Genomic DNA, 12,407 nt, shown 5'->3' with positions numbered 1-12,407 from the left:
TTATTTCATTCCTAAAACATCTACTCCTTGTTCAAAAACCACATCTACAGGAATGCCTTTTTGAGCAAGCTTGTCCAAATCGGCCTGTAATTCAGTTTTTATGATCCCTCTTTCCTTCTGCGCTTTTTCTACGGCTAATTTATCGCCATTACCTTGCAAGGTTAAAATTACAGCACTCAATTCGTTCATTGCCGAAGCAAACTTGTCGTAGTTAACTTTATACGCCCCTTGTGCCGTTCTTTCAAATGCTCCTTTTTCTTGGAAAAAATTAAAGCATTGCATGTTTGCTTTACCGTGTGCGCTAGAAGCACCAAAGCGTACCGAGCGTAAAATACCAGCCATATAGGTGGTGTAGTAGTCTTTGATATCGCCCTGCAATTCTCCTTTTTTAAGCAATCCAGTAACCATGTAAAGCCCCAATACATCGGCTTTACCTTCTTCTAACCATGAATATTGCTCTTGCAAAGCATTGCGCACCATTCCTTTACCTGTAATGGTGTTTTTAATCCCCAAACCATGCGCTACTTCGTGGAACATCACATTGGCAAAAAAGGCATCAAACTTAATGTATTTTTGTTGTTCTTTATCGATAAGCACATTGGCGATAGGCACTAAAATCTTATCAAATTTCGCTTTCATCGCATTTTTTAACTGCGAACGGCGGGTCCCTTTTTCCTGTTGGATTTTTTCGTCGTTAGGCAAGTTTACCGCAATGGTTTTAGAACCTGAATTACAGTCGCCTGCATAATAAACCACATCGTAGGCATTCAGCTCCGAATCGGTTCCTGGAACTTCCTTTTTATATTTATCCGCTACGGGCAAACCTTTTTGAAGTTCAGGAAGCAAGGCCACATATTTGGCCAAGCGCTTGCTCCATTCTTTATCTTTTACCAATACATAGCTCTCGAAAGAAGCTCTGGCGTTAAACAATTTATCTTCGTAGTTCTCAATTGGGCCAATAATAATATCCAAGCCATTGGTTTTCATGTCCAACCAAGCATAATCACTTGCGGTGTAGTTATCACTCACCAAAGCATCGGCACGCAGGTTCAGGTATTTTTTAAGACCCGCATCGTCGGTAATTAAAGCGGCCTGTTTTAATAAACTACTGGCTTTTTGCAATTCATTGGCAAAATAGATGTGATATGGAATAGAAACCAGTTTGCCGCTTTCTCTCCTGATTACCGAATAAAGTCCTTGTTTATCCTTTACATCCGATTTTTCCAACTCCTCCTTGGTCATATCTAAAGGGTAAAAAGTTACGCCGAGTGGCTTTTCGCCAATACCTGCTACAAATGGCTTATCACCGTTTAACCTGTCCCAAGGACCATAGTTGATTTTTACAAACTCTTTTGTTTTCTCGTCTTTAATGGTGGCTAATAAGCTATCCCGCTGCGGATAGGCCTGTTTCCAAAACAGTTCGTCCATAATTTGTGCCGCTTCTATTAGCAAAGGTAAAACTTGTCTTTCGTTGGCGGTAAGCAAATTAAGGTCGGTGCTTAACCTTACTTTCTCATAAATTGGCAAGCGTTGGGCCACATATTCTTGCAGGGAATCCAACTCATTTTTTCCAGCATTTTCCTGGCCTGGGTTTTTGCTTGTACAAGCGGTTATAGAAGTCACTAAGACTGTTCCCAAGATCAGGCTTTTGGCTACACGCATCTTTATTTTTTGCATAAATAATATTCTTTCGGATGTTATTTGAAAGCCCTAAATTAGTAAAAAAGTTGAGGAAGAATATAAGTAGTTAAACACCTGAAGGTTTCCCAACCAACTCACCACACAACAAAACATAATTTATTTTAATGAACCGTTACCAATCTTCATTTCTTGCCACAGCAATTGGGCTGTTAATCGCAGGATGCAGCACCTACAAGTATAAGGCTACTGATAAGGTGTACAAAAACAACGCAAAGGCTTTTTCGGAAATGATTAAAGCTACCCCGCCCGAAAACCAAAAAATCGACTCGCTGTATAGCGAACAGTATTTTGTGGGCACCACCAATATGGGCATCAGAAAACCGAATTTTGTCATCATACACCATACGGCGCAAGATTCGTTGGAACAAACGCTTAGAACTTTTACGTTAACTCGAACAGGAACCAGTTCTCACTATGTGGTGAGCAGAGATGGTAAAGTGGTGCAAATGGTAAACGATTATTTGAGAGCGCAACATGCTGGGGCTGGCAAGTGGGGCAGCGTTACGGATATGAACTCTTGTTCTATTGGCATTGAAATGGACAACAATGGGACTACCGATGTGTGGACTGATGCACAGATCAATAGCCTATGTGCTTTATTGGGTACCTTGAAGAAAAAATACAGCATCCCTACCGCCAACTTTATTGGCCATGCGGATTTTGCCCCTGGACGAAAAAATGATCCTAAAAATTTCCCTTGGAAAACCTTGGCTCAAAAAGGTTACGGACTTTGGTATGATGAAGTGTTAGATAGCGTACCGCAAAATTTTGATCCCATAGTTGGCTTAAAAGTGATTGGCTATAACATTGCACGTCCAAATTATGCCATTGAAGCCTTTAAAATCCATTTTATTCAAACGGATATTACGCAAACGCTTACCGATTTTGATAAGCAGGTGCTTTATAATTTGTACAAAAAGAGTTTGTAAAGGATGACTTGATTAATCGAACCCCGATTTATAGTTAGACACTTTAACTGTATCTGGAATCACGATCTCTTGCATCGTTAAAAAACTGGAAGCTTCCATTTCTATATTTGGAAGCTTCCAATCGAACAAGTGGAAGCTTCCGGTTTAGCAATTGGAAGCTTCCAAATTTCAGGCCTACTCCGTCTTTTTAAAAGTGGCGGTTTTTAGCGCATCCCGAATACGTTGCCCAGGACGATATGTAACATAAGCTTCTTTGATAAAAGTGCTATTAAACTCCTCTTTTGTTGCTGCTCCTCCGCTACTAAGTCCTGGATAAAAGCTTCCTAGTTTGTCCATACGGATTACTTTCCCGTTTACTAGGTATTCTTGGATGACATTTTCCAAGGCAATAATTACGCCGCGGATGTCAGGCTCGGATAAGGCAGAGAATTTTTCAATTTGTTTAGATAAATCATCTATACTAATTTCTCCGTCCATAATAACCCTTGCGTACCACTTTTTAGTTCCTCCGCCTAAAACGCCAGGCTCAGCTTTTTCTGTCATCGTATATCTAATCGCCATTTTTTTGTGTTTGATTAATTGTTTCTTTACTTGCTAACACCACATTTTGTAGACAACCTAAATGTCACAATAGGTTTGGTAACCTACTTTAAGAATTAGGGCAAGAATGGTGACAACAATAGCCAAACCGATGGGGCCAAGGGCAAGTGACGACGATATTAGACCAAGGATAATTGGAATGATGATTTTAAGATGGTCGGCAAGAGCACTTTTGCCTGTAAAAAAATCCCTGATTTTTTCGTTAGTACAGATTTCCTTTTTGATACGCTGGAAAAATCCCTTCCCTTGCTCCTTGGCATCAATTTCTGCCATTGGTACCGCATTGCCCACAAAATCAATGGTTTTGATAAAATCAACTTTGTGCTTGCTTTTAATGCTGGTTATGGCCATAACCGCTTCTGGATAGTCATAAGGGGCTACTTCTAGCCCGCTGTTGTAAAGGGCATTGCCCAAAACTGCATACAAGCTGTCTTCACTTTTGGTGTCTGCAATTTTCTGAACTTCGTTTGCAAGTTCTTCATAGTCCTGATTTTCTAATGTTGCTAACATAGTTTTAGATTAAAGAGTTAATGTTTATTTAATTAGTTGTTACTTATTAACAGTGCCTTTTGCAGGGATTTGGCAAGAATTAAAAAGATATGGCTTTACTAAACCCTAATTGAAGTTGTGAAAAATCCTGTTTTCGGTTTCCGGGATCAACATAATTAAGGAACCTCAGGAAAACCTTGTCTTTGTTTTTACTGCCCGAAAAATAATAGACACTGGCTTTGAATGCCCACAAATGATCCCAGGAGCTAGTATCAATGCCATCAATTGGATTTAGCTTTTGCACTAAAAAACGCACACGAATATCGGTGCCAAAGTTTTTCATCCTTTTGCTTTTAATAGCCGCCTCAGCATATGGCGTATGTAAAATGGCGTCTATTTTTTTTCCATTAAACACTAAATTTGAAGTACTGTATTGGTATCCCGCTTTAAGCTCGAAAGAGTTCGCTGGTCGCCAATCAAACCTAAAGAAATTTAAATCCGTGCCTACAGCAAAAGTATATCTCCTAAACACTTCCATACGGTTAATTTCTCCAGGAGAGGATAAGGCAATTGTATCAAACTTACTGTCGATTTTGCTGAAGTGAAAGAATGGTTCGAAGGCATAAAGAAGGTACATAAACTTATTAAAAACATTACCCCTATGCAGGTAAAATTTAGTGTTTGCCTCTATTTGGACCAATCCATTAGCCTTATCTCCCAACACACCCAATAAATCAGAATAGGCCTGTATGTTCACAAAAGAGGAAAAATCATTGCTGGCACTTAACGGAAAGGTCTCGATGGATTTACGTGAATCTCTACGCATGGTAAACACCGTATCGTCGGGAAAGTAATTGAATCTGGTATCTGCATCAAATGACAATACATCTTTCAATAGTACAAAGCAGCCATCTTTGGGATTCCGTAATTTATCTGAAAAACGTTTTTCCATGGTGATAATGGGCACTGGTGCTTGGGTATTGTAAAAAATTTCGCCATCATTGGTATATATCTTTAACAGCTCTATTGTCCCCTCTTTAATGTCCACTTTTACACTATCTACTTCGGCAATCTTCAACCTTATTTTGTTTCCTTTTTGGGCATTATAACATTGTAAAGGTGTTTGAAATTCAAAGTCATATTCTCTTGTTTCATTTTTAAAACTGTCGCGCTTCACCAACGAATCTACGATGTGCCTAATGTCGGCCATCTCCTTTTGGTGTTTGATTGGGAAACAGGAGGGAAATACAACCACATAACGTTCTATCTTAAAGGTGCCTATTTTATGCCTGCCCTTCTCATCTTTCATCAACGCCTTCAATTTTTTAATTAATTCTGTGGTATCATTATCCACTGGTTTAACTTCGGGCTCCTTTTTTTTAACGGCATCAGGAGTTACTGATTTAACTTTGGGAATTTGCGCCCAAGTTAATTCCACTGCTAAGCCTAGTAGCAGTGTTAAAAAGATAAATTTTGTCTTCATAACATTTGGTTAAGTCTGTTATGGTCTTGAAGATCGAGTAGCGCTTAAAAAAAACTGCAACGGCATGAAATAGATTTTCAAAACCAATTGATAAAATCAAATATGCGTGATTTTCTATTCAAAAAAATCACCCCTTTAGGGTGATTTTTCATTTTTTTTTTGGACATAAAAAAACCTCGCAGGTTTTAAAAACCTGCGAGGTTTAACACCCTTATTAAGGTGTCCTTTTACGAAAAAAGTCTATCGATCAATAGACCCCATTACCTTTTGGGAGAATGCATTCAGCGCTTCTCTTTCGGCCATCCCGCCTTTTACGCTTTCATGCACTTCTAATGCGCCGCAAATATTGGTAATCATTTCTCCTGCGACATCCACTTCGGCTTCACTTACACCTCTGAATTCGCAAAATGCTTCTAACACTTCTAATGTTGCATTTAACTGCTCAGGCGTAGCGTTTTCAAAAAACTGTCTGATTACTGGAACTTTCATAATTACTTGATTTTAGCAAATAAATCCGTTAAAACTTCTGCTTTATTGGTTTGCACCTGATCAACCAAAGCTCCGTTTTGAAAAGCGGCAAAGGTTGGTAGGTTATCAACTTTCGCAAATTTTCTCGACTCTGGAAATTTCTCTGCATCAACGATTAAAAACGCCACATCCTCATTTTCTGATGCTAATTTTTTAAACTTTGGTTTCATGATACGGCAGTTACCACACCATGATGCTGCATATTGTACCATTACCTTCGGATTATCTGAAAGGTATTGGTTTAAACTATCTTCTGTTAATTCTAAAAACATGATATTAAATTTAATAGCTATGCAATCACATTACTTTTACAGTCTTGTGTTAGTTTAGAAATCGCATAGTTAATGGTTTGAAAAAAGGTAGAAATCATCGTCTTTGCAAGGAAGAACAACGAAGCAATCTTAAATTAACGTTGTAAGATTGCTTCGTGCCTCGCAATAACGATAAGTTTTTTAGTTAGCACTTAAGTACTCAGCAACGCCAGTTCTAGTCGCGTTCATGGCTGATTTTCCTTCTTCCCAGTTAGCTGGGCAAACTTCTCCATGTTTTTGTACGTGTGCATAAGCATCAATTAAACGCAAATATTCTTTTACGTTTCTGCCCAACGGCATATCGTTTACACTCTCGTGGAATACTTTACCAGTCTCGTCAATTAGGTAAGTAGCACGGTAAGATACGTTAGATCCAGAGAAAACTTCTTCTCCTTCTTCAGTGTACTCAACCTCTTGATCCAAGATACCTAAAGTACCTGCTAATTGTCTGTGGGTATCCGCAATTAATGGATAAGTAACACCTTCGATACCACCGTTGTCTTTTGCAGTGTTTAACCACGCAAAGTGTACTTCGTTAGTGTCGCAAGATGCACCAATTACTACGGTATTTCTTTGTTTAAAATCTTCTAAAGCTGCTTGGAAAGCGTGTAATTCAGTAGGGCAAACGAAAGTGAAGTCTTTTGGGTACCAGAACAACAATACTTTAGAGTTATTTTTTACTGCTTCTTCAAAAACGTTGATTTTCAAGTCGTCACCCATTTCAGACATGGCATCAACTGTAATACTAGGGAATTTTTTACCTACGTAACTCATAATTATTTCGTGTTTTTTAATTTTCGTGCTGCAAAGATAGCCTAAAAAGCTTGCCGGGCCAACGCTAAAACCATACTTAATTTTGATAGCTCCATAGATAAAAATGATACTTCTTTATTGAAAATTAGATCATAGCTATGACAAAAAAGGCCCCAACATACGTCGGAGCCTCAACTTATTTAACTAACCCTATTTACTGTTTAATGAGCTTAACGGTCTTTTGAAGCTCGTTGTTTTTTGAAATCCTTAGGTAATAGATAGAAGCGGGAAGGCTGCCCAGACTAAGTTCTTGCTCGGTAGCTTTCGCATTTTCACTTAAAACTTTCTTTCCGCTCACATCAAATAGTTCATATTTAATGGCTTTATAGTCAGTAGTGCCTGTATTAACGGTTACATATTTGGTGGTTGGGTTAGGAAAAGCCACCACGCTATTATCGTCGAAGCCAAGTTTTACGCTGACTACTTTATCAAACGGCTGTTCGCTTCCATCTAAATCAACCTGTTTCAGTTTATAATAATTTTCTCCTGCTTTAGCCGTACGGTCTATAAAGCTGTAGTTCAGCTCTTCTGATGAGTTACCATTTTGCGCTTTAGAGTTCACGAAACCAATGGGCGAGAAGTTGGCGTTATCGTTAGAACGCAATACTTCGAAGCCTTTGTTTTTCGATTCCGAGGCGGTTTGCCAAGTTAGGGTACTTTGTCGTTTTACTAGAGAGGCATTGAAAGAGGTAAGGGTTACAGGGAGTGTGGTGTTTGAGGTATAAGACGCCAAGCCATTAGCTAAAACGGTATGAAAAAAGGTGAATGTTTGATCTGCATTTTTCAAGACTGCTGCGTCAGCATACGCACTGCCATTTTGAGCCACAGGAGGGGTCATCAAAGTCGATTTGGTAACTAATGAAGGATTAGCAATGTCTGTAATGTTATAAACTTCAAATTCCATCCCAATTTGCTGCATGCTAGCATTTATTACTGCCCCATGTACAGTAATATATTTCTTAGTCCCATCCACAAAATATTCTGCATTAGCGAAGGCAGAATTTTGCTTGCTAATGGTAACCGTTCCTGCCAGCAAAGTTGTCCCTCCTGCCGCAGTAGCCACTTTTCTTACCCAAGTACCGCTAGGGCCCGCAATGATCAATTCGTTCTCGCTAATGGGAGATATACTGGATCTAGCCCAACCAGTAGTTATCGTAATTACCCTGTCCTGTGTAATTACTCCTCCTGTAACTCTATAAACATAAATTTTGTCACTTCCAGATCCACTGACATAAAGCCTAGTATTATCTCCCGTACCGTAGATTCCAAATGAATCCCCCATTCTGGCAGCCATCGAGAACTGAGTTCTTGTCGGAGCTTGATCATCTTCGTTAACCCACCTATAAATAGACAAGTTCCCTGCTGCCGTTATCAGATTTATCGCGTAGATCACGCCATCTGCATCTACCCGAATCTTGTTATACTTAAAGCCATCACTAGACCATGTGGCATCTGTTTTTAACTCCTTCGGAGTACCTCCAGAAATTTTAATGGTAGTTCCATCGGCAGGGGATAGTATACTTACTTTATTATTTCTATCAGGGAATAATAAATGTTGAGTTGAGGGATTGTACGCCACCGAAGCTCCTGTATTAGCAGTAATTTGACTTGACCCAGGAGCAAGAAGAGACCAGTCCGCAGTCAAACTCACTTGAGCTTTTGCAAAAAAAGTTCCAGCTGATAAGAATAGTAGTAAAAGTTTTCTCATACGTTTTGTTTAATGGTTTAAGATTAGTTTGGTTAGGGAAAGGAGCAAAACGGCGATTACGCTTCAAAACGCAACAATTTGCAGGTTTAGGCAAGCAAAAATGCAATTTATCTCTCTTTCAATAAGATAATGATACGAAAACTAAAATTAAAACGCAAGAAAACGCATTAAAAAATTAAAAGCCGCATAACTGTGCGGCTTTTAATTTTGAAAGAAAATACTTCTTATTTGATTTTGGATACCTTAAAAGGCTTCTTTACAGCTTCGTGTGCTGCCTGCTGACCTATTGCAGCTTGTTCTTCCGTGACCTTTTCGGGCCTGTAAGCATTACCTACTACGGTTTGTTTGAAAATAGCTTCATACCAAGTGCAAGAGGCAATGTATCGACCGATGTTAAGGTCAAGGTGATAGCCGTCTCTACATAAAACATCGCCCAGTTTGGTACGTGCATTTTGTATAGCAGTTCCCGAGGGCACCAAAATGTCAAAAGCGACTAACTTCATGGCTTTTTTTGAGGCGTCCATAATACTTTGATACATCTTCATCTGATCTTTACCATAACTTGCAAAACCGCTGTGTGTAGAGGTTTGCGCATAGGCCCAGGTTTGGTGCCAAACAAGTTTCACCTTGGGATTAGTGGCCTTACCCTTTACATAATCGAACAATAAGGGTAGCGGCTCCAAATAAGTTTCAAACAATCCTGATTTGGGGCTGGCTTGTTGCAAGCTGATATAATCCCATTGTTCATCAGCGATGGCTTTCGAGATGCTGGTTTTCGGGAAACGCTCCTTCTTTCCATCCAATCCTATTTTACGATATTCATAGGCATCTTTATCTTCTTGTACGTTTTTCCAATGCAAATCCAATGGCGCACCGCCAATGTATAAGTTTCCGATAATCACTTTGTAACCTCCAGCGTTGGCCAATCCATAAAAGTACTGCTCTAAAGCATCTTCAGAAAAACTATTGCCAATAGCAAGAATTTTAATCACCTTCTCTTTGTTAGGCTTTTCAGTAGCTTGTGCAGAAAGGGAAGCGTGAGCATTTTGGATACCAATTGATAAAAAGCAAATTGCTGCGAGAAAATAAACGAAACGTCTCCTAAAAAATCTAATGTCCATCTTTTAAACTTATTGGTTGTAGCTAACTTATATAGAAAATCTCTTATTGTCAATCATTTTCAGGCTCCAGGCACAAAAGGATTAAAATTTTATCTCCTTTGGATAATATAGTACCTAGTTTCCCCAATCATATTTTACCTGAGCCGATTTCTAACTCACTAGTAATTACTTTAAAACTGATGCTGAAATAAATTCAGCATGACGGAGCGATGATTTACCGTCACCCTGATCTGTAGCGAAGCGAAAAGCTACGCAGTAAATTTATTTCAGGGTCAGCCATACATTAAAGCACCCTTTTACTTCTTTAGCGTATTCTCAAACAACTTGAAGATACGTTTGTACTCATCCGTCCAGCTGCTAGGTTCAACAAAGCCATGATCTTCTACGGGATATACCGCTAACTCCCAATTGTCTTTTCCTAACTCAATAAAACGTTGGCTTAAGCGCACAATATCTTGGAAATGCACATTTACATCGACCATCCCGTGTAACATTACCAAATCGCCTTTAAGCTTGTCTGCAAAGTAAATTGGTGAGCTTTTCTTATATGCTTCTGGATCGTTAAATGGTTCGTTAAGGATATTTGCGGTATAACCATGGTTGTAGTGCGCCCAATCCGTTACTGATCTTAGTGCCGCTCCTGCTCTAAAGGTATCTGATGCATTAAACAAACCCATCAATGTAATAAAGCCACCATAAGATCCACCGTACAAACCAACATTTTTAGGGTTAACGCCATATTTTTCGACCAGCATCTTCACGCCATCTACCTGATCGGTCAAATCTTTTCCGCCCATATGGCGATAAATTCCTGTACGATGGTTACGGCCATAACCAGAACTTGCGGTGTAGTCGATATCAATCACGGTATAGCCGTTATCTGCCAAAAGATTATTGAACATATACTCTCGAAAGTATTGGCTCCACCAGTAGTGTACATTTTGTAGATAGCCTGCTCCATGTACAAAAACTACCGCTGGTTTATTTGGGTGCGGATTTTCAGCAGGATAAACTCTAGCGTATACATCGTCGCCATAGCGGTTTTTAAATGATACCAAGTCTGGTTGGCGCCATTCGTAACTTTCAAATTCTGCTGAAGTAGATTGGGTTACTTTCACTGCTTTTGCGCCAGGTTTATTGGCTTGGATGTAAAGCTCCCAAGGTTTATTCATGTAAGAATAGTTAATGGCCAACCATTTTTCGTCAGGAGACAACGTCACTTCGTTACCACCTTTCATGCTGGTAATTTGAACCAAGTCGCCGCCGTTTACACTGATTTTGTAAAAATGGGTAATGCCTGGATGTTCTTTATTTCCGCTGATGTAGAAAGTGCTTTTATCTTTAGAAAGTTGTACTTGCTGTACTTCCCATTTTCCAGAAGTCAGTTGTTTCTTTTCACCAGTGTTGATGTTGTAGGTGTATAAATGAGAGTAACCAGTCGCTTCGCTTTGGAAATAAAAACGTTGGTTGTCTATCCATCTTACATCTCTGTTAATTCCAGGACCACCTACCCAAGCTTCGTCTCGTTGACGGTCTATTAAACTCAACTTTCCTGTGGTAGGGTCGAGTTTCAAAATCCAGAAATCTTTATTGTCCTGTGCCCGGCCAGAAACTACCGCAAAAGAGCCACTTTCATTCCAGTTCACCACATTGAGGTTCACTTTTCGATCTTCGTTCTTCTTGGTTCTTTCTTCTAGCTGTTTTGGATAATCTTTCACATAATCGGGTAAATCTTTAATGCCAGGTATTTGTGCCGTGCTTACCGCGTAAACCGAATCTTTATCCAAATCTAAAACATAGGTAATACTGGTTGATAAGGTTTCACCTACTTTGGTTCTGCCATTAATGTCTTCGGTATAGCCAGAAGCAGTTACGTAGTTAGGCACAATGGTATTTTTGTTTCCTGTAGCCTGCTTGATCAAGCGGTAGCTTACAAATTTACCATCTGGGCTAACGGTTAAGCCCGCCATAAAATCTTCTTCCAAATAAATAGGCTTGATGGTTCTGGCTGGTGTCGAATTAGCGCCTGCGGCACCAAAACGTCTTCCGCCTCCTGCGCCTCTATTCCCACCTTCTGCGTTTCGCTTTTTAATGATATCGAATAATGCGGTTTGATCATTTTTTAACCAGGTATCTTGTTGCGAAGTTCCTGCTGAACGAACTGGACCTCTCCCCGATGGCATTCCAAATCCTTCTTGTTTTCCCTTGATGAAGTTAGTGAGCTGTTTTAATTCGCCAGTGGCCAAGTTTAGTTGATAAACATTTTCTGCACGTTGAAAAACCACATCGTTGTTGTACAAAAACTTGGCATTGCTCTCTCTTTCTAAGGTATTGGTCAGGCGGGTTTCCTTTTTGGCTTTAAGGTTCGAAAGGTAAAGATCACCCCCTTTCTCCAACAGACCTAGGGATTTGTCTTTATTGTAAGCATAGTTAATTTCCGCGTTTTTATCTGCTTCCCCGTTCTCTGCTTTATCAACTTTTACACTTGCTACATTTACCTTATAGGGTTGCGCCTTGTCTTTATTTTCGGGATTCCAGTTAAAGAAAATCGTTTTACTATCTGCCGACCAACGATAGGCATCGGGTGAAGTTCCCATCCATTTGGGGTCCCGCATAATTTTTTGAACGGTTAAGGGTGCTACTTGCTGGGCTTGTACTGGTTCGCCCAACATAGAAGCTGTTGTAACCGTTAAGAGCGTTGAGAATGCAATATATCTTTTCATT

General features: G+C 39.6%; 11 protein-coding genes. 1 reads left to right on the top strand and 10 read right to left on the bottom strand.

Going from position 1 to position 12,407, the window contains the following annotated elements; genetic code table 11:
- Positions 1-1,677, bottom strand: coding sequence for a dipeptidyl-peptidase 3 family protein (locus DUT70_RS12140; protein WP_113647599.1), 1,677 nt, complete (start codon positions 1,675-1,677; stop codon positions 1-3).
- A 128-nt stretch (positions 1,678-1,805) separates the two neighbouring features.
- Between DUT70_RS12140 and DUT70_RS12135 the strand changes: the two genes are divergently transcribed.
- A complete protein-coding gene (locus tag DUT70_RS12135) occupies positions 1,806-2,630 on the top strand; it encodes an N-acetylmuramoyl-L-alanine amidase (RefSeq protein WP_113647598.1) in 825 nt (274 codons plus the stop codon).
- A 174-nt stretch (positions 2,631-2,804) separates the two neighbouring features.
- On the opposite strand, the gene DUT70_RS12130 is transcribed toward DUT70_RS12135, so the two are convergent.
- From DUT70_RS12130 to DUT70_RS12090, 9 genes are all read right to left on the bottom strand, one after another.
- Positions 2,805-3,191, bottom strand: a complete 387-nt coding sequence (locus DUT70_RS12130) for an HU family DNA-binding protein (protein ID WP_113647597.1) — start codon at positions 3,189-3,191, stop codon at positions 2,805-2,807.
- A 57-nt stretch (positions 3,192-3,248) separates the two neighbouring features.
- Entirely contained in the window at positions 3,249-3,740 is a 492-nt protein-coding gene (locus DUT70_RS12125) for a hypothetical protein (protein ID WP_113647596.1), read from the bottom strand.
- 79 nt (positions 3,741-3,819) lie between these two features.
- Complete coding sequence (locus DUT70_RS12120) at positions 3,820-5,202, bottom strand: hypothetical protein (RefSeq protein WP_113647595.1); 1,383 nt, start codon at positions 5,200-5,202, stop codon at positions 3,820-3,822.
- 240 nt (positions 5,203-5,442) lie between these two features.
- Positions 5,443-5,691, bottom strand: coding sequence for a DUF6952 family protein (locus DUT70_RS12115; RefSeq protein WP_113647594.1), 249 nt, complete (start codon positions 5,689-5,691; stop codon positions 5,443-5,445).
- Between the two features lie 2 nt (positions 5,692-5,693).
- Positions 5,694-6,002, bottom strand: a complete 309-nt coding sequence (locus tag DUT70_RS12110; protein ID WP_113647593.1) for a thioredoxin family protein — start codon at positions 6,000-6,002, stop codon at positions 5,694-5,696.
- Positions 6,003-6,182: 180 nt separating this feature from the next.
- Complete coding sequence (locus tag DUT70_RS12105; protein WP_113647592.1) at positions 6,183-6,815, bottom strand: peroxiredoxin; 633 nt, start codon at positions 6,813-6,815, stop codon at positions 6,183-6,185.
- 193 nt (positions 6,816-7,008) lie between these two features.
- Positions 7,009-8,562 (bottom strand): T9SS type A sorting domain-containing protein, encoded by a 1,554-nt coding sequence (locus tag DUT70_RS12100; RefSeq protein ID WP_113647591.1) that lies wholly within the window; start codon positions 8,560-8,562, stop codon positions 7,009-7,011.
- Between the two features lie 224 nt (positions 8,563-8,786).
- Positions 8,787-9,683: a DUF4886 domain-containing protein gene (locus tag DUT70_RS12095; RefSeq protein WP_113647590.1), complete on the bottom strand. Its 897-nt coding sequence runs from the start codon at positions 9,681-9,683 to the stop codon at positions 8,787-8,789.
- Between the two features lie 296 nt (positions 9,684-9,979).
- Positions 9,980-12,406, bottom strand: coding sequence for a S9 family peptidase (locus tag DUT70_RS12090; protein WP_240432096.1), 2,427 nt, complete (start codon positions 12,404-12,406; stop codon positions 9,980-9,982).
- Position 12,407: the final 1 nt, after the last annotated feature.

This window comes from Pedobacter chitinilyticus, from assembly GCF_003313385.1.
In the GTDB taxonomy this organism is placed as follows: domain Bacteria; phylum Bacteroidota; class Bacteroidia; order Sphingobacteriales; family Sphingobacteriaceae; genus Pedobacter; species Pedobacter chitinilyticus.
This window is presented reverse-complemented; position numbering and strand designations above follow the sequence as displayed.